At 42.9% G+C, this 22,151-nt stretch carries 19 protein-coding genes, 1 other RNA gene and 1 pseudogene; 9 read left to right on the top strand and 12 right to left on the bottom strand.

Features of this window, described 5'->3' with window-relative positions; translation table 11 throughout:
• Positions 1-7: 7 nt before the first annotated feature.
• Together VYM24_RS16445 and VYM24_RS16440 are read right to left on the bottom strand one after the other, a co-directional pair.
• Positions 8-1,174 carry a dipeptide epimerase gene (locus VYM24_RS16445; protein WP_330940425.1) on the bottom strand — a complete coding sequence of 389 codons (1,167 nt, stop codon included), beginning with the start codon at positions 1,172-1,174 and terminating at the stop codon, positions 8-10.
• A gap of 111 nt (positions 1,175-1,285) precedes the next feature.
• Complete coding sequence (locus tag VYM24_RS16440) at positions 1,286-2,488, bottom strand: C40 family peptidase (RefSeq protein ID WP_330940424.1); 1,203 nt, start codon at positions 2,486-2,488, stop codon at positions 1,286-1,288.
• Between the two features lie 331 nt (positions 2,489-2,819).
• On the opposite strand from VYM24_RS16440, the gene rnpB reads away from it, so the two are divergent.
• Positions 2,820-3,221: RNase P RNA component class A (gene rnpB, locus VYM24_RS16435), an RNA gene on the top strand.
• Positions 3,222-3,341: 120 nt separating this feature from the next.
• Positions 3,342-4,658, top strand: a complete 1,317-nt coding sequence (locus VYM24_RS16430) for a YihY/virulence factor BrkB family protein (protein ID WP_291548422.1) — start codon at positions 3,342-3,344, stop codon at positions 4,656-4,658.
• Positions 4,659-4,745: 87 nt separating this feature from the next.
• On the opposite strand, the gene VYM24_RS16425 is transcribed toward VYM24_RS16430, so the two are convergent.
• The 6 genes and pseudogenes from VYM24_RS16425 to pstC form a co-directional block, all read right to left on the bottom strand.
• A complete protein-coding gene (locus VYM24_RS16425) occupies positions 4,746-5,282 on the bottom strand; it encodes a nitroreductase family protein (protein ID WP_007209705.1) in 537 nt (178 codons plus the stop codon).
• 98 nt (positions 5,283-5,380) lie between these two features.
• Complete coding sequence (locus tag VYM24_RS16420) at positions 5,381-5,983, bottom strand: riboflavin synthase (RefSeq protein ID WP_007209706.1); 603 nt, start codon at positions 5,981-5,983, stop codon at positions 5,381-5,383.
• 426 nt (positions 5,984-6,409) lie between these two features.
• Positions 6,410-7,105 (bottom strand): phosphate signaling complex protein PhoU, encoded by a 696-nt coding sequence (gene phoU, locus VYM24_RS16415; protein WP_007209708.1) that lies wholly within the window; start codon positions 7,103-7,105, stop codon positions 6,410-6,412.
• 59 nt (positions 7,106-7,164) lie between these two features.
• Positions 7,165-7,920 carry a phosphate ABC transporter ATP-binding protein PstB gene (gene pstB, locus VYM24_RS16410; RefSeq protein WP_291548421.1) on the bottom strand — a complete coding sequence of 252 codons (756 nt, stop codon included), beginning with the start codon at positions 7,918-7,920 and terminating at the stop codon, positions 7,165-7,167.
• Positions 7,921-7,944: 24 nt separating this feature from the next.
• Positions 7,945-8,805, bottom strand: coding sequence for a phosphate ABC transporter permease PstA (gene pstA, locus VYM24_RS16405; protein WP_425286607.1), 861 nt, complete (start codon positions 8,803-8,805; stop codon positions 7,945-7,947).
• Between the two features lie 27 nt (positions 8,806-8,832).
• Positions 8,833-10,016: pseudogene (gene pstC / locus VYM24_RS16400) on the bottom strand (phosphate ABC transporter permease subunit PstC).
• A 242-nt stretch (positions 10,017-10,258) separates the two neighbouring features.
• Between pstC and VYM24_RS16395 the strand changes: the two are divergent.
• The 3 genes from VYM24_RS16395 to VYM24_RS16385 all read left to right on the top strand — a co-directional run bounded on the left by VYM24_RS16395 (position 10,259) and on the right by VYM24_RS16385 (position 14,392).
• Positions 10,259-11,074: a PstS family phosphate ABC transporter substrate-binding protein gene (locus VYM24_RS16395; protein WP_330940423.1), complete on the top strand. Its 816-nt coding sequence runs from the start codon at positions 10,259-10,261 to the stop codon at positions 11,072-11,074.
• A gap of 126 nt (positions 11,075-11,200) precedes the next feature.
• Entirely contained in the window at positions 11,201-12,940 is a 1,740-nt protein-coding gene (locus tag VYM24_RS16390) for a glutamine--tRNA ligase/YqeY domain fusion protein (protein ID WP_330940422.1), read from the top strand.
• Positions 12,941-12,967: 27 nt separating this feature from the next.
• Positions 12,968-14,392, top strand: coding sequence for a tetratricopeptide repeat protein (locus tag VYM24_RS16385; protein WP_330940421.1), 1,425 nt, complete (start codon positions 12,968-12,970; stop codon positions 14,390-14,392).
• A 62-nt stretch (positions 14,393-14,454) separates the two neighbouring features.
• Here the strand turns inward: VYM24_RS16385 and VYM24_RS16380 are convergent, their stop codons facing one another.
• Together VYM24_RS16380 and tpx are read right to left on the bottom strand one after the other, a co-directional pair.
• Complete coding sequence (locus VYM24_RS16380) at positions 14,455-15,363, bottom strand: DUF368 domain-containing protein (protein ID WP_291548412.1); 909 nt, start codon at positions 15,361-15,363, stop codon at positions 14,455-14,457.
• 210 nt (positions 15,364-15,573) lie between these two features.
• Positions 15,574-16,077 (bottom strand): thiol peroxidase, encoded by a 504-nt coding sequence (gene tpx / locus VYM24_RS16375; protein ID WP_007209717.1) that lies wholly within the window; start codon positions 16,075-16,077, stop codon positions 15,574-15,576.
• 125 nt (positions 16,078-16,202) lie between these two features.
• On the opposite strand from tpx, the gene VYM24_RS16370 reads away from it, so the two are divergent.
• Entirely contained in the window at positions 16,203-16,811 is a 609-nt protein-coding gene (locus tag VYM24_RS16370; RefSeq protein ID WP_227087559.1) for an HdeD family acid-resistance protein, read from the top strand.
• Between the two features lie 75 nt (positions 16,812-16,886).
• On the opposite strand, the gene VYM24_RS16365 is transcribed toward VYM24_RS16370, so the two are convergent.
• Positions 16,887-17,477 carry a master DNA invertase Mpi family serine-type recombinase gene (locus tag VYM24_RS16365; RefSeq protein WP_291548407.1) on the bottom strand — a complete coding sequence of 197 codons (591 nt, stop codon included), beginning with the start codon at positions 17,475-17,477 and terminating at the stop codon, positions 16,887-16,889.
• A gap of 319 nt (positions 17,478-17,796) precedes the next feature.
• Between VYM24_RS16365 and VYM24_RS16360 the strand changes: the two genes are divergently transcribed.
• The 3 genes from VYM24_RS16360 to VYM24_RS16350 all read left to right on the top strand — a co-directional run bounded on the left by VYM24_RS16360 (position 17,797) and on the right by VYM24_RS16350 (position 20,016).
• Complete coding sequence (locus tag VYM24_RS16360) at positions 17,797-18,261, top strand: DUF4494 domain-containing protein (RefSeq protein WP_007216327.1); 465 nt, start codon at positions 17,797-17,799, stop codon at positions 18,259-18,261.
• Between the two features lie 83 nt (positions 18,262-18,344).
• On the top strand, positions 18,345-19,013 hold the full coding sequence (locus VYM24_RS16355) for a YggS family pyridoxal phosphate-dependent enzyme (protein WP_291548405.1): 669 nt from the start codon (positions 18,345-18,347) through the stop codon (positions 19,011-19,013).
• A gap of 25 nt (positions 19,014-19,038) precedes the next feature.
• Positions 19,039-20,016 carry a dihydroorotate dehydrogenase-like protein gene (locus tag VYM24_RS16350; RefSeq protein WP_291548403.1) on the top strand — a complete coding sequence of 326 codons (978 nt, stop codon included), beginning with the start codon at positions 19,039-19,041 and terminating at the stop codon, positions 20,014-20,016.
• A 122-nt stretch (positions 20,017-20,138) separates the two neighbouring features.
• On the opposite strand, the gene VYM24_RS16345 is transcribed toward VYM24_RS16350, so the two are convergent.
• A complete protein-coding gene (locus tag VYM24_RS16345; protein WP_291548401.1) occupies positions 20,139-22,046 on the bottom strand; it encodes a polysaccharide biosynthesis protein in 1,908 nt (635 codons plus the stop codon).
• Between the last annotated feature and the right edge of the window lie 105 nt (positions 22,047-22,151).

Raw genomic sequence — 22,151 nt, 5'->3', positions numbered from 1 at the left:
AGGATCCTTACAGTTTCACTACTCCGATGCCTGGCAAATCAGGTAACGTGATCTTACCCTTTACGACCTCCATTCCCTTGAAACGGTCGTTGGCAATAAGCAGATTGCCATCCAGATCAGCAAAGTCAACCGCAGGAGAAAACTGGGCAGCAGCAGAGCAAGCACAGGATGTTTCCGTCATACAGCCCACCATCACTTTCATACCCAAAGCACGTGCTAATGTTACCATCTTCCAGCCTTCACGCATACCGGTACATTTCATCAACTTGATATTGATGCCATGAAATGCATCTTTCAGACCGGCCACATCACTCAAACGCTGCAAAGATTCATCAGCAAAGATAGGCAACGGACTCTGTTGTGTCACCCAGGCAATATCATCCAACTGGTTTTTAGGCATCGGCTGCTCAATCATGACAATCCCTTTTTCTTTCAACCATTGTATCATATCAATGGCATAATGCTTATCCGTCCAACCTTGATTGGCATCAACGGCAATAGGCAGGTCGGTCACCGAACGGATTGTTTCGATCATTTCTTTATCATTTTCACGCCCCAGCTTTACTTTGAGAATATTGAATTGCTCAGCACATTCTCTTGTTTTTTCCCGTACCACATCCGGCGTATCGATACCAATGGTAAAAGTGGTCGAAGGAGCTTTTTCCTTATCCAATCCCCATATCTTATACCACGGAGCTCTCAGCAATTTGCCCACAAGATCGTGCAAAGCAATATCTACAGCAGCTTTAGCGGCGGCATCTCCCGGTGAAAGCTTATCTACATAAGCGAGAATATCTTCCAATTGGAAAGGATCGGGAAACTGTCCAATGATATCCTGAACTTTTTTCAGAAAAGCCAGTACACTTTCCATCGTACCCAGTTCTTTCTGTAAATAAGGCGGCATGGAAGCTTCACCATAACCGATAACACCATCGTACTCTATCTCTACTTGCACATCAGGAGTGGTAGTGCGTGAGTAAGTAGCCACTGTAAAAACATGACGTAACTTCAACTCATATTGAAAGAAGCGCAATTTCATCCTGGCATTCACACCACTTTTATTGATATTGAACAGTTTTAGAGCACTTTCTCCTCCAAACACATCATTGATAACCACACCGGAACCCAATGCGGCAAAAGCAGCTGTTTTCAGGAAATCTCTTCTGTTTTGCATAATATTTGTTTTTAAGTTAGAAGCTACGAGCTACGGAGCTACAGGCTACAAGAGCTTTGCAGAATGAAAGCATTGCTACTTGTAGCTTGTAGCTTGTGGTTCGTAACTTTATTATTTATAGTAAGGATTCGTTTCCGTAGTATTCAAGGATGCTTCCTTATTTATATAAGGTAACACGCGCGTAGCAAACAGAAGACGTCCAAGGTTATATTCATCAAAAAGTTCATCGGCAGAATCAAAACTGCTGACATGTACATCACCTTGCGAGTGAATGAAACGTTTGTTACCAATATACATTCCTACATGCACCACACGTTCTTTACGATCTGCTGTAGCTTTACGTCCGAAGAAGATCAAGTCGCCCGGTTGCAGGTTGCTGAAATCAGGAGCGATATCAATATGCTCGCCTACATACGCTTGCTGTGAAGCATCTCGAGGAATGATGATATCATGAATGAAAAGAATGGTACGCATAAAACCACTGCAATCTATCCCTTTGGAAGAAGTGCCTGCCCAAAGATAAGGAACTCCCATCAGCGTATGTGCCGTGCAAATAATGCTGGCAGCATCCTGTTTCAAAGCGGCACGCCATTTCTTTTCCGGCATGGAGATAGATTTGGAAATATAGCCGGTCCGCCCGTCAGGATATGCAACCTTATAGAATGCACCTTTCGTTCCCTCCCACTTCAAGCGATTGCCTGCAACTACATCCGAAACAGTCTGCGAAGCCTGATTGGGTTCAGAATACACAAACCCGTAATGAGAAGTCACCACAATCTTCTCTACTGCGTTCCAAGCATGAAGTTCTTCTTTCGTTACCGGATGAATACCTACACGATGTACCCAAGCGATATAATTATCCGGTGTCTGAATGCGATACCAACCGTCGCGCTGTAATATGCGGACAGGCATTCCCATCAATCCCTGGGTCATCATTTCGGATGAAAAGTCAGGATCAACCCTAAGATTGGACACCGATACTTTTATGATACCATAAGTTTTTCCTTCCAGTGCAGCCTCATCCGGCAACACCTGTAAGCAGTCCATTACTTGATAGTCAGCTTTCGACAACCCGTTCAGTAATGCAGCTTTCGCCTCGGCCGAAGTAGTCACACCACGTAACATCACATTTTTACCGGAAAAGGAATAATCTACATCAAAGAGTGCCACCCGCTTATCAGAAGCATACTGACGCTTCAAGCTGTCGGACAACTGTGCTACATCCGCAGGAATAGTCCTGTCTCCGATTTCCGAAGCTACCGAATACAACGAAACAAAAAGAAACAGGGATACGATAGGAATAAGTTTCTTCATTAGCTAAAATGATTTGGGGGTTATTAAGTGTTAGCAAAGTTAGAAATAATTTCTATTTTGGTTATATATTTTCAGGAATATTAAGAAAGTGCTTAAAAATGGAAGCCTACCGAAGGTTATCTACCCCGCACCCGGTCCGTGCCAGGTCCGTATCCGGTCCGTACCTATAACTATGAAGAAGGTACGGAGAAACTACGGAGAAGATACGGACCGGATACGGAGATCGTACGGAGATCGTACGGAGAAGATACGGAAAAAGCCCTCCTTTACACAAAAACTCTACAAGTTTCTGTGTCCGCTGGCATAAAAATCGTATCTTTGCCGGATAAAAGCAGTTGGTCGGTCTGTCGCTTGCGCTTCGGCGTATGAGGAAAGTCCGGGCAACATAGAGCATCCTACTTCCTAACAGAAAGCTGTCCGCGAGGGTAGAGTAACGTAGAAGAAAATAACCGCCGGTGTCCTTGGGCATGGGTAAGGGTGAGAAGGTAGGGTAAGAGCCTACCAGTCTTGTGGTGACACAAGGGCTGTGCGTCTTGGGAGTTGTAAGGTCATGTAAACCGACGCTATGAGAGCTGCTCGCTCCATGTCGGAGGGTAGACCGCTAAAGCCTGTATGGTGACATGCGGCTCAGATAAATGACAGACACTTTGCTGAATGAAGAATGATGAATGAACAATGAAAAATTCTTCCTGAAAACAGAGAACAGAACCCGGCTTACAGACTGACTGCTTTTTTTAATAATGAAGAACTAAAAATGAAGAGTGAAGAATTTCTATATAGCGCAACAACTTTATAGAATTTCTCGTTCTATATTTTTGATTCTTCATTTTTCATTCTTAATTCTTCATTTATTATGAATAAACGTATTACTGCCCTTTGGAAATTTCTTACATACGACATCTGGCGTATTACAGAGGATGAAGTCACCAAAACGACTTTTTCCCTCTACAATATAATCAAAACCATTTATTTATGTATCAACCGCTTCACCAAGGACAGACTAGTAAACAATGCCTCTGCATTGACTTATAGCACTTTGCTTGCCATTGTCCCTATACTTGCCATATTATTTGCCATAGCACGTGGGTTCGGCTTCTCCAATCTGATGGAGAATCAGGTGCGAATGGGATTCGGAGGGCATAACCAGACCACAGAAGTCATCCTCCAATTCGTAGACTCTTATCTTTCTGAAACTAAAAGCGGCATATTTATCGGAGTAGGTTTAATTATGTTGCTATGGACAGTTATCAACCTGATCACCAATATTGAAATAACCTTCAACCGCATCTGGCAAATAAAAAAGGCACGAAGTATGTACCGTAAAATTACGGACTATTTCTCCATGTTCCTACTGATGCCTATCTTGATTGTAATTTCGGGTGGTCTCTCCATCTTCATGAGCACAACGCTGAAGTACATTGAAGACTTTGTACTGCTTGCCCCTATCCTGAAATTCCTGATCCGCCTCATACCTTTTGCTTTGACCTGGTTCATGTTTACAGGATTATACATATATATGCCGAATACTAAAGTGAAGTTCAAGCATGCGCTCATTGCGGGGGTTCTTGCAGGAACGGCACACCAGGCATTCCAGTTTCTATACATCAGTGGTCAGTTGTGGGTATCGCGTTACAATGCTATTTATGGTAGTTTCGCCGCCCTTCCCCTATTCCTGCTATGGCTACAAATATCGTGGACAATCTGCCTGTTTGGTGCAGAACTGACGTATGCGGGACAAAACATACGGAACTTCAGTTTTGACAAAGACACCAAAAATATCAGCCGGAGGTATCGGGATTTCGTGGCTATCCTTATCATGTCCCTCATTGCCAAAAGATTTGAGGAGAATGCAAAACCATATACAGCAGAAGAAATATCCGAAGAATGTCAGATACCGATCCGGTTGACACACCAGACTTTATATGAGTTACAGGAGATAAACCTATTGCATGAAGTAGTGGACGAAAATAATGAAGATATCGGCTATCAACCCTCCATGGACATCAATAAAATGAACGTCGCTCTGCTGTTAGACAGACTGGACACGCATGGTTCGGAGGATTTCAAAATAGATAAGGACAAGGAGTTCAGCGAACAATGGGAAGTATTAATGAATGCACGGGAAGAATATTACAAAAGTGCAAGCCATGTGCTACTGAAAAATCTTTAATTTAGAGGGTTAGTGATAAGTGATTAGTACCATGCGGTGTCATAGCGCAGTCTGTTAATCACTTATCACTAACCCTTTATCACTGAATCAGTATTTATTGTAAGAAACCACCTTTTCCTTCGGTTTCCTCGCCTTCTTTCTCTTCTCTTTTACAGAGTAGCCGATGGTGATAACCAATAGCAAGCGCTTAGAAGATGGAATACCGGTCAGCTTCTTAATCTCTTTCTCATCAAACCAGCCAAGAATACAAGAACCTAATCCCTCACTCTCGGCAGCTAAAGTGATATGAGCCGTGGCAATACCTATATCTATCAAGGGGAAATACTTATCCTTAATCTTTGCACCCAGAAATGAAGTGACATTCATCGATTCTTCCACAACCAGAATATGAACGGGAGCATCCTTAGCAAATTTATTCATCCCCAGTCCGGCAGTAGCTTTGCCTACTTTAACGGAAAGTTCGGGATCATTGATTACGACAAACTTCCACGGTTGCGCATTACAAGCCGATGGTGCCAGACGGGCAGCTTCCAGTATCCGTTCCAGCTTCTCGGGCTCTACAGGACGCGTCATATCATAAGCGCGGTCACTCTGACGGGAGGCTACTAATTGTAAAAAGTCCATTTGATATATGTTTTTTATTGCACCACAGGTTACACGGATAAACACTGATTATAAAAGGATAATATTTCTGCGCTATTTGCGTAATCTGTGGTGAACTATTATTTAAACTGGAGCATCCGACTGATATATTTGCCGATAATGTCAAATTCAATGTTCACTACGCTATCAACTTTGATATCGTGAAAATTGGTATATTCGAAAGTATAAGGAATGATAGCTACCTGGAAAGTATCGTCCGTTGGATTACACACCGTCAGGCTGACACCATTCACCGTTACAGAGCCTTTATCCACTGTAATGTATCCCCGCTTTGCCATCTCCTTATCGAAAGCATACCGGAAAGTGAAGTAATAACTTCCTTCGGCATCTTCTACACTGATACAGGTGGCAGTCTGATCTACATGCCCCTGCACAATATGTCCGTCGAGGCGACCGTTCATCATCATACTGCGCTCTACATTCACCTTGTCTCCTACGTTCAACAGCCCGAGGTTGGAGCGCTCCAATGTTTCCTTCATGGCTGTAACCGTATAGGTATCCTCTGTCATGCTGACTACCGTGAGGCATACACCGTTATGAGATACACTCTGGTCTATCTTCAATTCATTTACAAATGAGCACTTGAACGTGAAGTGTACGTTCTCTTGTTCTTTTACCAATGCCACAAGAGTGGCACATTCTTCTACTATTCCGGAAAACATAATTCAGTTTACGATTTAATGATTTATAATTCCTTATTTGGAGAACACAAAGATAATGCAAATTGATCGCAGAATTTACATGCTTACATGAAAAAGTTCTGCCGGGATGCAGCTTATCTTCTTCAAAGATACGAAATAAGGGAAATATAAGTACAAAAAAATGGAGCTTTTCACAAAGCCCCATTTTTCAGTTTTCAATAGGTATTAGTTTTTTTTTAAGGTAAAAAGATTGTTTTCAGGATAACGCTGCAAATATAGCGGCTTTTCAGGTTACTTACCAAATTAAAAAACATGTCTTATAACATCTTTTTGAAATTTCTTTGGTTTTATTACCAATTATGCAGCCTTTCTACATCCGCAATCGTTTTCAATGGACAAATATATAGCATTTTTCTAACAAACGCTAAATTTTACCTAAAAAAGAACTCATTTCTTGCTTAAAGGATAATGTTCGTCCGTTTTTCCGCTATGTTTTAACACTTTCGCATCGATAAAGAAGACTATTTCTTCGGCAATGTTGGTAATATGGTCGCCGGAACGCTCCAACTTGCGGAAGACACTTACCAGGTTCAGGCAAGGAAGAACACTGTCCGGATGTTTAGCAATATAACCTGCCAGAATGGTAGTGGCTTCAGCGTTTATTTCATCCAGCAAATTGTCTTTAGCAAAGACTGAAGTTGCCAGATCCTGACTCTCTTCCTGAAGAGCCTTTTTGGCAAGTTCCAGCATGGCAAGCACTTGCGCCTGCATTTCTTCCAGACGTAATTGCTTCAAAAGGTCCGGATCGAGGACAGGCTCTTTACAGTTCAGCACGAAACGGGCTATACCTTCGGCAAAGTCCCCCAACCGTTCCAGGTTTGTATTGATCTTCAACATGGCAAGCACAAAACGCAGATCAATGGCTACGGGATTATACAGGGCGATAATATCTTCTACGTCACTGTCTATTTTCAATTCCAAGGCATTCACGCGACGTTCGCGCACCAACACTTGCTGCGCCAGTTCGCGGTCGAAGGTCAGGACTGCCTCCCCTGCCCGGTCGAGCTGGTTATACACTAAGGTCCACATTTCGTCTATTTCCTTTTTAAGTAAGACGAGTTCCGATTCGATAAACTTTACCATAAATTTCTATTTTAAGATTACTTGTATGATTAATTAGAGGAAAGCAATGAAACAAATGCTTACCCAAAACGTCCCGTAATATAGTTCTGAGTCTCCACTTTCTCGGGGTTCGTAAATATCTTCTTAGTATCGTCAAATTCCACCATTTGCCCCAAATAGAAGAATGCTGTTTTATCACTAACGCGTGCAGCCTGCTGCATATTGTGTGTAACGATAACAATTGTATACTGTTCCTTCAACTCGTGAATAAGCTCCTCTACTTTAGCCGTAGAAATAGGATCGAGCGCAGAAGCCGGCTCGTCCATCAGCAATACGGAGGGAGACACAGCCATGGCGCGGGCTATACAGAGGCGTTGCTGTTGTCCGCCGGAAAGTGCATAAGCGGAAACCTTCAGCTTATCCTTTACTTCTTCCCACAAGGCGGCACCCCTCAAGGACTCTTCCACACGCTGACGGATAAAACTATTGTCCGTCACCCCGTTCACCCGAAGACCATAGGCCACATTCTCGAAAATACTTTTTGGAAAAGGATTGGGACGCTGGAACACCATACCTACTTTCTTACGGAGCTCATCCACCTGGATATCTTTTCCGTAGATATCCTTTCCGTCAATATGGATTTCACCTGTCAGGCGGGTATTGGGAATCAGATCGTTCATACGGTTGAATAACCGCAGAAAAGTGGACTTACCGCATCCCGAAGGACCGATAAAGGCTACCACCGAACGTTCTTCTATCGACATACTGATACCTTTCAGAGCATGAAAGTCGCCATACCAGAAGTTTACATTATTTGCTTCTATTTTACCCATCATTTCATTTACTGTTTATTATTCCCGTTAGTTCATCTTTACTTTCTTCTCAAAATACTTCCGTAAGGCATTTGCCAGAAGATTGACAAAGAGAATGATTATTATTAAAACCAAAGCAGTGCCATAAGCCAGCGGAAGCTGGGATTCCATATCCGTACCACTAGTAGAAATAACATATAGATGATAAGGCAATGCCATGCACTGATCGAGGATACTTGTGGGTAACTGAGGAAGAAAATAAGCGGCACAAGTAAACAGGATGGGTGCGGTCTCACCGGAAACACGTCCCAAAGCAAGAATAAGCCCTGTTATCACATTCGGCATGGCCATTGGCAGAATCACATGCCAGATGGTTTGCAATTTGGTAGCTCCCAAAGCCCGGCTTCCTTCACGCAGGGTATCGGGAATAGCTTTCAGCGCTTCTTCGGTAGTACGAATCACCAAAGGCACGCAGAGCAACCCCAATGTAAGAGAGCCGGCAAGGATACTATCGCCAAACCCCATATAGTTAACGAACAGGGCCATACCGAAAAGACCAAAGACAATGGAAGGTATCCCGCTCAGATTATTCGTCATCATGCGGATAAAACGGACGATCCAGCCCTTCGGAGCGTATTCATTCATATAAATACCACTCATTACTCCCACCGGAAAGGCAAACAGGGCACTGCCTATCATCAGATAGAATGTTCCGACAATGGCAGGCCAAATGCCACCTGCCGTCATGCCGTCCTTCGGCGCGGTAGTCAGAAACTCCCAACTGATAACTCCTATACCTTTATATATAATAAAGCCGAGAATGGCAAAGAGTATCCCTACCACCGTCAGGCTCAGCAAACGGAATGTACCGAATGCAATGCGTTGCGAAAGATGTTTCTTATCTATCATACTCATTTTACTTTTCTCTGTAAAACACTATCTTTTCCGGGCCGATACAGCTTCCACCGTGAAGTTGATCAGCAAACTGATAAAGAACAATACTACTCCCAGAAGGAATAAAGCTTCATAATGAGCTCCTCCGGCAGGTGCTTCTCCCAGTTCCGCTGCAATCGTAGCGGGAATGGTGCGCAAAGGCTCCAGAATGGTATGCGGTATAACGGCCGCATTGCCTGTCACCATCAATACCGCCATCGTTTCTCCGATGGCGCGTCCGATGCCCAGCACTACTCCGGAAGTGATGCCCGATACAGAATAGGGTATCACCACCTTATATATAGTTTGCCATTGCGAAGCTCCCAATGCCAGACTGGCTTCACGCATGGCACGGGGACAGTTGCGCATGGCATCTTCTGTCACAGTGATAATCGTGGGCAATGCCATTATTGCCAATACGATACTTCCCGCCAGACCGCTTTCGCCAACCGGCAAGTCGAACACTTTCTGTATGAGCGGCACAATCACTATCAATCCGAAGAAGCCATAAACCACTGACGGAATACCACTCAGTAACTCAATTATCGGCTTCAACAGATTACGCACCTTAGGATTTGCCACTTCGGACATATAGATAGCTACCGAAAGTCCGAACGGAAGAGCAATCAGAATGGCAAAAAGACTCACCCATAATGTACCCGTTATCAGCGGCAAAAAGCCAAATTGCGCGGCAGGGGTAGCCGTAGGAAACCATTCGGCACCGGCAAAAACGTCTTTCACTGAAATCGTATTATCGCGCAACAAGTGGACGGAATCCTGACGTACAATAAACTGTTGCGGCACAAAAGCAATGATGCCCGGTGTACGCTCCACCAACTCGGTAATTCTTGCTCCGGCATGTTCATAAGAAGGGCCCAGTTCTTCTTCAGTATAATACTGGGTGATATCCTCCAAACGGAAAAGCGGATAGGCATATCCTGCCCTCCGACCTCATTCCAATTTGTTATTTCCTCGTCGAAGACATCTTTTATCTGAGCCGGTGTCAGCTCAGCAACCTTATTATCTTTATTCAATGCCAATACATATCCCTCTTCAATCACCCGGCTGTTGAACAATCCCAACGCCTCGGAAAAGAGAAACAGGATGATAAGCACAATGGTAATACTTGTTACGAAACCACTGCAAGCCAATATACCTTCTACTATTTTTTCAAAAAGTTTCTTCATAAATACCTGTTGATATTCTGCATGCAAAGAAATGGGGCTGATGTTAAGAGAGTGTGACTAACGTTTGAAAGAAATGTTTCAAACCTGTTACAAAAGCGTTACAACCCGCAAAAACACAAGCTTTGTAATAGCATCGTAATACACGATTGCTTTATTTGCAGACAATAAACAAAAAGAGTAGTATGAAGGTTGTTATACTATCGTTAGTTTACTACATAAAGTAATTATAAACAATACCTGTTATGAAAAAAATAAGTATGATCCTACTCCTGACATTAGCTGCAAGCAGCATGCAAGCACAGCGTATTAAAGGCAGCGACACCGTACTCCCCGTAGCACAACAGACCGCTGAAAGGTTTATGGCGCTCAATCCCGATGCCCGGGTTACCGTCACGGGTGGCGGCACCGGCGTGGGCATTTCCGCTTTAATGGACGGAACGACGGATATTGCCATGGCATCCCGCCCCATCAAGTTCAGTGAGAAAATGAAAGTAAAGTCCGCAGGCAAGGAAGTAGAAGAAGTAATCGTTGCCTACGATGCCCTTGCCGTCGTGGTACACCCTTCTAACCCGGTGAAACAACTGACACGCCAACAACTGGAAGATATCTTCCGGGGAAAAATAACAAACTGGAAACAAGTGGGTGGAGACGATCGCAAAATCGTAGTATATTCCCGTGAAACATCTTCGGGCACCTATGAGTTTTTCAAGGAAAGCGTTCTCAAAAATAAAAATTATATGAGCAGTAGCCTTTCCATGCCCGCCACCGGAGCCATTATCCAATCCGTCAGTCAGACGAAGGGAGCGATAGGGTATGTAGGACTGGCTTATCTCTCCCCTCGCGTCAAGTCACTTTCCGTATCTTATGACGGCAAACACTTTGCACCGCCCACCATGGAAAGTGCCACAGACAAGAGTTACCCCATCGTACGACCTCTATATTATTACTATAATACGGAAAACGCCGGACAAGTAAACCCACTCATCAGTTTCATCCTGTCACCTGCCGGTCAGGAAATCATTAAAAAGAGTGGATATATTCCGGTAAATGAAGAATGAAGAACGAAGCATGAAGAATTTAACCGCGCTATGTAAGTATGCCGCAAGGTGAATTCTTCATTCTTCATTCTTCATTCTTCATTTTTTTCTCCTATCTTTGCACGGAATACGAAAACAGACAGCATTATGGCAGATATTAAGAGCGAAGAAGTAGGCGAAAAAAAGAGCCTCAACTTCATTGAACAAATTGTTGAGAAAGATTTAAAAGAGGGTAAAAACGGTGGCAAGGTGCAAACGCGTTTCCCGCCCGAACCCAACGGATACCTCCACATCGGTCACGCCAAGGCTATTTGCCTTGATTTTGGTATTGCAGCCGACCACAATGGCATCTGCAATCTGCGTTTCGATGATACCAATCCTACCAAGGAAGATGTGGAATATGTAGAAGCCATCAAGGAAGATATTCAATGGCTGGGTTACCAATGGGGTAATGAATACTATGCGTCCGATTACTTCCAGCAATTGTGGGACTTTGCCATCCGCCTCATTGAAGAAGGTAAAGCATATATTGACGAGCAGACTTCCGAGCAAATCGCACAGCAGAAAGGTACTCCTACCCAACCAGGTGTGGAAAGTCCCTACCGCAACCGCCCGATAGAAGAAAGTCTCTCCTTGTTCAAGAAGATGAATACAGGTGAAATAGCAGAAGGCGCTATGGTGCTCCGTGCCAAAATTGACATGGCGAATCCGAACATGCACTTCCGCGATCCTATCATTTATCGTGTAGTGAACCATCCACACCATCGCACGGGCACCACTTGGAAAGCTTATCCGATGTATGACTTCGCACATGGACAAAGCGACTACTTCGAAGGCGTAACCCATTCTCTCTGTACGTTGGAATTCGTTCCTCACCGGCCGCTCTACGATCTTTTTGTAGACTGGGTGAAAGAAGGACAGGATTTGAATGATAACCGTCCTCACCAGTATGAGTTCAATAAACTGAACCTCAGCTATACGCTGATGAGCAAACGTAATCTGTTGACTCTGGTAAAAGAGAAACTGGTGAACGGATGGGATGATCCCCGTATGCCGACCATCTGTGGTTTCCGCCGTCGCGGATATTCTCCTGAAGCTATCCACAAGTTCATCGATAAAATCGGATATACCACTTATGATGCGCTCAATGAATTTGCCTTGCTGGAAAGTGCCCTGCGCGAAGACCTGAATACCCGGGCAATCCGCGTATCTGCCGTTGTGAATCCGGTGAAGCTGGTAATTACCAACTACCCCGAAGGACAAGTGGAAGAACTGGAAGCTATCAATAATCCTGAAAAACCGGAAGAAGGCAGTCACTTCATCGAATTCAGCCGTGAACTGTGGATGGAACGTGAAGACTTCATGGAGGATGCTCCTAAGAAATATTTCCGCATGACTCCGGAACAAGAAGTGCGCCTGAAAAGTGCTTATATCGTGAAATGTACCGGTTGCAAGAAAAATGAAGCCGGAGAAATAGTCGAAGTATATTGCGAATACGACCCGAACACCAAGAGCGGCATGCCCGAAGCAAACCGTAAGGTGAAAGGTACCCTGCATTGGGTTAGCTGCGACCATTGTCTCGAAGCCGAAGTACGCCTCTACGACCGCCTGTGGAAAGTGGAGAACCCACGCGACGAGCTTGCCGCTATTCGTGAAGCTAAAAACTGCGATGCCCTGGAAGCGATGAAAGAAATCATCAACCCGGATTCATTGCATATACTGCCCCATTGCTACATTGAGAAATATGCCGCAGGCATGAAACCGCTAACTTACTTGCAGTTCCAGCGCATCGGTTATTTTAATGTAGATCCGGACTCCACACCGGAGAAGATGGTATTCAACCGTACTGTAGGGTTGAAAGATACCTGGGGCAAGATTAACAAATAAAGTAAGGATTATAGGAGTAAACTATTAATGAGCAATAAAAACCTGCTGTCCGGCAGAGATAAAGAACTTCAGGAACTTGCCGAACAATATGAATCGGCAATGTCCGCGAAACAACCATTTTATCTGGACGCAGACGATTTGGCTGACCTTGCCGACTGGTATGGCACCAGAAAGAATTATGATAAAGCTTTAGAAATTGCAGAATATGGCCTGAAGCTACATCCCGACAGTACGGCATTAATGATAGAATATGCTTACCTGCATCTGGATAGCGGAAAAAGAGCAAAGGCACGTGAAATCATCGAAAACCTTCCCGATACCTATTCGCCGGAAGCCAAGGTGGTACGCGCCCACTTGCTGTTGAGTGAAGGTAAGCTGGATGATGCCGAACAGCTACTCGATACGATTGAAGATAAAGAGGACCTGGCAAATGTAATCGATGTATCTTATATGTACCTCGATATGGGCTATCCGGACAAGGCTCTGGCATGGCTCAACCCGGTAAAGGAAGAATATGCCGATGAAGAAGCTTACATTGCCGTAGTTGCAGACTGTTACTATGGGAAAGGTATGATAAAAGAAGCAATTCCTCTATATAACCAGCTGATAGATCAGAATCCATATTCGGCTCCCTATTGGTTCGGACTGGCAAGATGCCATTTTGAAGATCTGAACTTCGACCAGGCAATTGATGCCTGCGACTATGCATTGGTAGGTGATGACGAATTTACAGACGCCTATGTAATGAAAGGGCATTGTTTTTACCAGTTGGGCAATGAGGATGCAGCGTTGGAATGTTATCAGAAAGCTGAGCGGATGCATGGGTTGGCTCCTGAGTTTGTCTATACCTACATCGGCTTATGCAAGGTATCCAAAGGCGAATGGGAAGAAGGATACGAAAATCTGGAAAAAGCAATCCAGGCTAACGAAGCGGAAGAAACTCCCGCACCTACTCTACCCAGCCTATATGCCAATGCAGGACTTTGCCTTTCCAAAATGAAAAAGAAACGCAAAGCGCACCAGTATTGCAAAAAAGCCCAAAAGCTGGAACCGAAAGATCCTGAAGCCTACCTGATTGAAGGCCGCATGTACGTCGAAGAAGGTGACTACGAAAAGGGAATAAAGCAATGGGCAAAGGCCTTGAATTGTGCTCCTAGCGCTGATACCTGGAATGAAATAGGTATGCACAGCATGGAAATCGGGTATCTGGATTATGCGAAAATAGCTTTTGAACGTGTTTGTGAGTTAGAACCGGAATTTGAAGGTATCAATGAAAAGTTGACCGTTCTCTACATGACACTGCATGATAAGGAAAACTTCATAAAGTACAATCAGAAGTGCACCCGCCCCTTTGATCTGAAAGAACTGGAGAAGATGCAGGCTATGATGGAAAATGAAGACCGGGAAGATCTGGCTGTTTATATGCAAAATATCATAAAAGCATTGCAATAAAAAAACAGAGAGTAAAGCTGATTGCTTTACTCTCTATTTTTTTTATATTGTAGGGGGTATCCTTATTTAGCACTACGTGTAGAAAGCTTCTCCAAAAAATATACCAGGAAGAAACCAACAATCATCAATACTACAGCTTCAACAATATATTGATTAGGAAGGATATTCGCTTCAACCAGTGGCTTCACTACTCCATGACTGTCTGTGAACGTTTCAATCGTTTCTTTCCATGGCCATACTTTATTAAGAGACCCCAGCATAAAGCCGGTCAATACCGCCAACGTTATATTACGAAAATTCTTTAACGCATAGGAAAGAACTCGTGAAAAAGTAGTTATACCTATACAGGCGCCTGCCAAGAATACTAATAAAGTCGCTATATCAAGTGTCTTGACCGCTTCCATTATATAAAAGTATTTGCCTAACAGTACCAAAATAAAACTGCCCGATATACCCGGCAAGATCATCGCACAAATAGCAATCGCACCGCAAAGGAAAATGAAAAACAGATTGGATGGCGTTTCAGCAGGAGTTGCCACCGTAATATAATAAGCAACTGCCACTCCTATGATAAAAGCCGGAATTGTTTTCTTATTCCACTCCTTTATATCTTTCCCCACAAACCAGGTGGAAGCCAGCACCAGTCCGAAAAAGAAAGCCCAAACCATTACCGGATGATCCGTAAGCAACCATGTAATAATCTTAGCCAGTGAAAATACACTGACAGCGATTCCAGCTACAATGGAAATTAAAAAATTGCCATTAATGGCTTTCCAGAACGCTCCCCATTTTCCTGTAAAAAACAACTTTAAACTTTTTCCGTTGATGCTTTTTATCGAATCTATCAGTTCATCATAAATTCCCACAATAAAAGCAATTGTTCCTCCCGATACTCCGGGAACCACATCGGCTGCTCCCATTCCCACACCTTTCAGCATGAGTAAGGCGTAGTCTTTTAAACCTCGTTCCATTTTTCTTTGTTATCTATTAATACTTGATTTCATGGTACAAAGTAAAACAAAAAAAGTCAGTTACTCACCATAAAGCAAATAAAATACACAAAAGATAATCCACAATCAATCCATACACCAACTCACTATATAAAAAACAAATGGTGCACAATAGCCTCACGACCCTTGTGCACCTTATTATTCTTATTGCTATTTAAAAATCTGAGATTACTATTTCTTCACAGCCTCTATTGCTTTGTCATAATCCGGTTCTTGAGTGATTTCGGGTACCAGTTCGGTATACATCACTTTTCCATCTTTACCAATGATAACCACTGCACGTGCCAACAAACCGCCCAATGGACCGTCTGCCATACGCACACCATAGCTTTCATCAAAATCTGAAAAACGGAAATCAGACAAAGGAATTACATTTTCAATACCTTCCGTCGTACAGAAACGAGCGTGAGCAAAAGGCAAGTCTTTGGAAATCGCCAATACCACGGTGTCAGGCAGACTTGCTGCCAACTTATTGAACTTGCGCACAGATGTTGCACAAACACTAGTGTCCAAACTCGGGAAGATATTCAATATCACATTCTTTCCTTTCATATCTTTCAAAGAAAAAGAAGAAAGATCAGTCTTTACTAACTCGAAATCAGGAGCAACTGTTCCTGTTTTTATAAACTCACCGATAATCTTAACCGGTTGTCCCTTAAATTTTGTTGTAGCCATAGTTTTCTTTTTTTATATGCTTATATAACAAAAGAACTGTTAGAAAAGTTCGCTCAAAACTTTTCCAACTGTAAATTGTTACTCTCACAAACATGATTACAATAACCATTTAAAATTCGATTTGTATGAAAACTTTATTTGACGAACTTCAATGCGAAGTAAAAAACTGGTGGCTCTCTCTCTTGCTTGGCATACTCTACGTAGTAGTTGCTGTCAGCCTGATGTTTGCACCGTTGAACGGCTACGCTGTTTTGAGTATCCTGTTCAGTATATCCATGTTATTCAGCGGTTTGCTGGAGATTTCTTTTGCTGTAAGCAACCGGAAAAATGTATCCAGTTGGGGCTGGTATCTGGCCGGAGGTATCATCGACATGATATTCGGTTTCTACCTGATAGCTTATCCATTACTAAGTATGGAAGTTATTCCTTTCATTATTGCATTCTGGCTGATGTTCCGAGGCTTCTCATCTGTCGGCTATGCCATGGATCTGAAAAGATATGGAACAAGAGACTGGGGCTGGTATATTGCTTTCGGCATATTAGCCGTAATTTGTTCGCTCATCATCTTATGGCAACCGGCAATAGGCGCTCTCTATGCAGTTTACATGATTTCATTCGCATTCCTGATTATCGGATTCTTCCGCATCATGTTGTCATTTGAACTGAAGAGTTTGCATAAACGTGGAAAAAGCATGAAAGAGAAAAACGAAGATAAAGAAATTCCCGTAGGATAGTCAAGAATTCCACTGCCCGGAGAAACGAGTTGACTAAAGTGCCTGGAAACAGAAACTTGTCAACTCGTTTTCTCATTAGTTACACTTCAGGAAACGATGCATAGTAGTTCGGGATACTCCCATCTGGCGAGCCAGCTCCGAACAGGAAACACCTCGTTGAGCATCTCTTATCAAACGCCTTTTGTTCTCACGAAGTATCCTCATAGCAGGACAAGTTCCCTTCTTTCGTCCCAGTTTTACCCCCTCTTGCCTGCGCCTTGCCAATGCTTCTTTTGTTCGCATGGAAATCAAATTACGTTCTATCTCTGCCATTAATCCGAATGCGAACCCCAATACCTTGCTGTTCATGTCATTTTGAAATACATACCCCTCTTTTGTGCTGTACAGAACAATTTCTTTCTTGATACAAGAATTAAGAATTGTCATGATTTCCAACATTGTACGACTTAATCTTGAAATTTCCGTCACAATCAGCGAGTCACCTCTTTGCATTCGGTTCAACACCCCCGATAACTTCCGGTCTTTGCTTCTCACACTGCCACTCACCGTTTCGGTGTACCACTTGTCAATCTGCAATCCATTCTTCTCTGCAAAACGCAGAAGTTCTTCACGCTGATTAGCCAGAAATTGTTTTTCTGTACTTACTCTTAAATAAGCTACTACCATAATTTTGTTGTTTTTATAGGTTTAACGCGCCAAAGAACAGCAATAACAGCGAGAAATCACACTACCTCCAATCAATGATATACAGGCGATTGCCTCTATTTAGGCTCTTTTATTTGACAACACATATTTCTGATACTATGAGACAAATTATGTAGAAGTACATTTTCAAGGATGAAGCACCAGTCATAAAAAGAAACAATAAAAAATCTCAGCATAACTTTTTCATGCGAGCATGAAAGTTATGCACTCAAATTGCATTATCTTTGTAGTCAGTTTTATAACAAGAATATAAATTCATAATTAAAAAAACAAAGGAATTATGGCAATGCATACATGGTTTGAGTGCAAAATCCGTTACGAAAAAGTGATGGAAAACGGTATGAACAAGAAAGTTACAGAACCTTATTTGGTGGACGCACTCAGCTTTACGGAAGCAGAAGCACGCATCATTGAAGAAATGACGCCGTTTATTTCAGGCGAATTTACAGTATCAGACATCAAACGTGCCAACTATAGTGAATTATTCCCCAGCGAAGAAGAGGCCGCTGACCGTTGGTTCAAGTGCAAACTGATCTTTATTACTTTGGACGAAAAGAGTGGAGCTGAAAAGAAAACATCCACTCAGGTGTTGGTACAAGCTGCCGACCTGCGCGATGCTGTTAAGAAACTGGATGAAGGCATGAAGGGTACGATGGCGGATTACCAGATTGCTTTAGTATCTGAAACACCCCTTATGGATGTATATCCGTATAGCGCGGAACCCAATGACAAACCGGAAGTTTAATCTTTTGAAAGTTGAAGTGATTAGCGTAAACACAGAACGCTTTGATCTTCAACTTTTGAATTTCATATTTCAATTTTCTAATCATGAATATTGCAGAGAATCTTCAACAAGTGCTAAGCGAACTGCCTGATGGGGTGCGACTGGTAGCTGTCTCCAAATTTCACCCCAATGAAGCGATAGAAGAAGCCTATCGCGCCGGGCAACGAATATTCGGAGAAAGCAAAGTACAGGAAATGACTGCCAAGTACGAAAGTCTTCCCAAAGACATTGAATGGCACTTTATCGGGCATCTGCAAACCAATAAAATCAAGTTTATCGTGCCCTACGTGGCTCTGATCCACGGAATTGACTCATACAAACTCCTTGTAGAAGTCAATAAGCAAGCTGCAAAAGCCGGAAAAGTAGTCAATTGCCTGTTGCAACTGCACATAGCAGAAGAAGAAACCAAATTTGGTTTTAGTTTTGACGAGTGCCGGGAAATGTTAGCGGTCGGTGAATGGAAAACTCTCAGTAACATACAATTATGCGGTCTGATGGGTATGGCAACAAATACAGACGACAATGAACAAATAGAGAAGGAATTTTGTTCATTAAGTAGCTTCTTCAAAGAAGTGAAAGACTCATGGTTTGCCGACACGGAGGCTTTTCGGGAGTTGTCCATGGGAATGTCCCACGATTATCACCAAGCTATTGCTGCTGGAAGTACCCTGATACGCGTAGGAAGCAAAATCTTTGGAGACAGAACGTATTAATCATTATTCATTAAACATTATTACCATGGCAACATTAAAAACTACTTTTGCCGGGTTAGAATTAAGAAACCCGATTATCGTCAGCAGCTCAGGTTTAACTGATAGTGCTGAAAAAAATCAGAAATTCTATGAAGCCGGTGTCGGTGCCATTGTTCTGAAATCTCTTTTTGAAGAGCAGATCATGTTGGAAGCTGACTGGCTGGGAGATCCGAATATGTATCCTGAAGGCAGTGATTACTTGGTAGAATACGTCCGCCAACATAAACTGTCAGAGTATCTGGAACTGATTAAGGATACTAAAAAAGTATGCCCCATTCCTGTTATTGCCAGCATAAACTGCTATCAGGATGCTGAATGGGTAGGATTTGCGCAACAAATGGAAGCGGCAGGAGCTGATGCTATAGAAATTAATATCCTGGCTCTCCAGACAGATATGCAGTACAATTACGGTTCATTCGAACAACGGCATATTGATATTCTCAGCCACATCAAAAAAACGGTACGTATTCCTATCATCATGAAACTGGGTGATAACCTGACTAATCCGATAGCTCTGATAGATCAGTTATATGCCAACGGAGCAGCTGCTGTGGTATTGTTCAACCGCTTCTATCAACCGGATATTGATATCGAAAAGATGAAGCAAATCTCAGGAAATGTATTCAGCACAGGAGCTGACCTGGCTAAAGCCTTACGCTGGATCGGTATCGCTTCCGCAGCTGTGAATAAGCTGGACTATGCAGCATCAGGCGGCATTCACTCCCCCGAAGGCATTGTAAAAGCAATTTTGGCAGGAGCTTCAGCTGTAGAGATTTGTAGCGCATTCTATCAGAACAGTTATGCCCTTGTAGGAGAATATATCCACTTCCTGAACTTATGGATGGATCGCAAAGGCATGGAAAACATTCCTCAATTCAAGGGAATGCTGAATGTTAGCGACTTGAATGGAGTAAATACCTTCGAACGTACTCAGTTCATGAAATATTTCTCCAGTAAAAAATAAACAGGAACCGCACAACATATCATTATAAGTAATGCCCCGTAACATATATTGTTAGCATATCTAACATATATTGTTACGGGGCATTACATATATTGGCGTTTCCTTTACAGAGGAATCTTTTCTTATTCGGGTTTCTTATCCAAGGCTTCAAAGCATGAATTCTTACTGATAAACTCAGGAACAATATCCTTCATAGCAGCTACAATCTGCATCTGATCATACGTGTAACTAACCTCTATCAACTTCTGAATGCGTTGCTTCACCTCATCATAATCATATTCGCGAACTGTAGCAATCATAATCTTCTCATGATAAGTCGGCTTTGTCAGCTCTTTCACATTCAGCAATTCTTCATACAGCTTTTCACCATGACGCAATCCGGTGAACTCAATCTTCACATCCGTACGTCCGGAAAGGCTGATCATACGCTTGGCAAGATCCACAATCTTCACCGGTTTACCCATATCAAAGATATAAATCTCACCGCCATTACCCATGCTACCGGCTTCAAGTACCAGACGGCAAGCTTCGGGGATAGTCATAAAATAACGGATAATTTCAGGATGTGTCACAGTTACAGGCCCACCACGTTGAATCTGATCGCGAAAACGTGGAATTACCGAACCATTAGAACCTAACACATTACCGAAACGTGTCGTAATGAATTGCGTCACATGCCCGCCTTTCTCCTGAAGTTTCTTAGCTAAAGACTGCACATAAATCTCACAGATACGCTTGGAACATCCCATTACATTGGTGGGATTCACAGCCTTGTCCGTAGAGATCATTACAAACTTTTCAGCACCATATTTTACAGCCAGATCAGCCAGTGTACGCGTACCGAACACATTGATCTGAATGGACTCGGAAACATTATCTTCCATCATCGGCACATGCTTATAAGCCGCTGCATGGAAAATATATTGCGGTTGATATTCCTTGAAGATATCTTCCATACGCGTAGCATTGGAAATATCCGCAATAATAGTCTCTGCATCAATGTCACGCCAACGATCCTGCAATTCCAGACGAATATCATGCAACGGAGTCTCCGCCTGATCTACCAGAATTAGCTTATAAGGGTTGAAGGAAGCTACCTGACGCATTATTTCGCTACCGATAGAACCGGCAGCACCGGTAATCATTACGCGCTTTCCTTCGAGGTGGGAAGCTACCTTATGAATATCGATTTCAATAGGATCGCGTTGCAGAAGATCTTCAATCTGAATTTCTTTCAACTGAGTACGGTTCAAAGTCTGTCCGCTCCACTCGCTCAAAGGAGGTGCAGTCATAAGCTTGATGTTGTGTGCCAGAAGACGGTCGGCCATATCAGACTTCTTCAGTTCTTCCATTTTGGCCGGCGAAATAATAATTGTATGCACATCGCGGTCATTCAATACATCAATCAGAGACTCGTCATTCGGGAATACCTTTACGCCCATCATCACCTTATTAATCAGTTCCGGCTCATCTGCTATGAAACCACGCAGACGATAGTGATTACGCAGGTTGACACGCAACGCTTTCGCAATGTTCACTCCCGCTTCCTTAGCACCATATATAAAGACGTTGGCGCTATGGCTTCCATCAAAATTCAGAAGTTCATAGAACATCTTCACAACTATACGTGAACAAGCCATAATGGCAAAACTAATGATATAGGCCATAAACAGTACACTCACAGGTGCCAGACGAATATTCAGATAACTATCTAAAAGCACACTCGAAATCATTAACAGAGCATAAGACACCGTCAATGAAACGAAAATGCGCATAATGTCTATAAACGAAGAAAAGCGCAATACGTTAGAATAGGTGCGGAACACCCTAAAGAAGACCAGATTGACAATGACCGTCCATACAATCGTTTTGTCAATGGTAGATGATTCCAGGAAAATACTCCGGAAATCATATCGAAGCGCATAAGCCAATAGGCTGGATACGACGATTATCAGTACATCGATCAACAGAATAGTCCAAATCGGCAATACCTTTGCTGAAAGGTAGCGATGAAAAATTTTATGTTTCATTTCGTTTGACAGTTTTGTTTTTAGGCGAGGCAAAGATACATTATTTTTTATCAAATAGGACAAGAAAAAGATAAAAATGTGTGATAAAATTAAATGGTGGCAAAG

The sequence above is a fragment of the Bacteroides sp. MSB163 genome, from assembly GCF_036416795.1.
Taxonomy (GTDB): Bacteria; Bacteroidota; Bacteroidia; order Bacteroidales; family Bacteroidaceae; genus Bacteroides; species Bacteroides maternus.
The sequence above is the reverse complement of the archived record's forward strand: the minus strand, read 5'-3'. Positions and strand labels throughout refer to the sequence as shown.

Bases quoted from the DNA above. Each gene is read 5' to 3' on its own strand.
- VYM24_RS16445 (WP_330940425.1), bottom strand. From the start codon at position 1,174: ATGCAAAACAGAAGAGATTTCCTGAAAACAGCTGCTTTTGCCGCATTG.
- VYM24_RS16440 (WP_330940424.1), bottom strand. From the start codon at position 2,488: ATGAAGAAACTTATTCCTATCGTATCCCTGTTTCTTTTTGTTTCGTTG.
- VYM24_RS16430 (WP_291548422.1), top strand. From the start codon at position 3,342: ATGAATAAACGTATTACTGCCCTTTGGAAATTTCTTACATACGACATC.
- VYM24_RS16425 (WP_007209705.1), bottom strand. From the start codon at position 5,282: ATGGACTTTTTACAATTAGTAGCCTCCCGTCAGAGTGACCGCGCTTAT.
- VYM24_RS16420 (WP_007209706.1), bottom strand. From the start codon at position 5,983: ATGTTTTCCGGAATAGTAGAAGAATGTGCCACTCTTGTGGCATTGGTA.
- phoU (WP_007209708.1), bottom strand. From the start codon at position 7,105: ATGGTAAAGTTTATCGAATCGGAACTCGTCTTACTTAAAAAGGAAATA.
- pstB (WP_291548421.1), bottom strand. From the start codon at position 7,920: ATGATGGGTAAAATAGAAGCAAATAATGTAAACTTCTGGTATGGCGAC.
- pstA (WP_425286607.1), bottom strand. From the start codon at position 8,805: ATGATAGATAAGAAACATCTTTCGCAACGCATTGCATTCGGTACATTC.
- VYM24_RS16395 (WP_330940423.1), top strand. From the start codon at position 10,259: ATGAAAAAAATAAGTATGATCCTACTCCTGACATTAGCTGCAAGCAGC.
- VYM24_RS16390 (WP_330940422.1), top strand. From the start codon at position 11,201: ATGGCAGATATTAAGAGCGAAGAAGTAGGCGAAAAAAAGAGCCTCAAC.
- VYM24_RS16385 (WP_330940421.1), top strand. From the start codon at position 12,968: ATGAGCAATAAAAACCTGCTGTCCGGCAGAGATAAAGAACTTCAGGAA.
- VYM24_RS16380 (WP_291548412.1), bottom strand. From the start codon at position 15,363: ATGGAACGAGGTTTAAAAGACTACGCCTTACTCATGCTGAAAGGTGTG.
- tpx (WP_007209717.1), bottom strand. From the start codon at position 16,077: ATGGCTACAACAAAATTTAAGGGACAACCGGTTAAGATTATCGGTGAG.
- VYM24_RS16370 (WP_227087559.1), top strand. From the start codon at position 16,203: ATGAAAACTTTATTTGACGAACTTCAATGCGAAGTAAAAAACTGGTGG.
- VYM24_RS16365 (WP_291548407.1), bottom strand. From the start codon at position 17,477: ATGGTAGTAGCTTATTTAAGAGTAAGTACAGAAAAACAATTTCTGGCT.
- VYM24_RS16360 (WP_007216327.1), top strand. From the start codon at position 17,797: ATGGCAATGCATACATGGTTTGAGTGCAAAATCCGTTACGAAAAAGTG.
- VYM24_RS16355 (WP_291548405.1), top strand. From the start codon at position 18,345: ATGAATATTGCAGAGAATCTTCAACAAGTGCTAAGCGAACTGCCTGAT.
- VYM24_RS16350 (WP_291548403.1), top strand. From the start codon at position 19,039: ATGGCAACATTAAAAACTACTTTTGCCGGGTTAGAATTAAGAAACCCG.
- VYM24_RS16345 (WP_291548401.1), bottom strand. From the start codon at position 22,046: ATGAAACATAAAATTTTTCATCGCTACCTTTCAGCAAAGGTATTGCCG.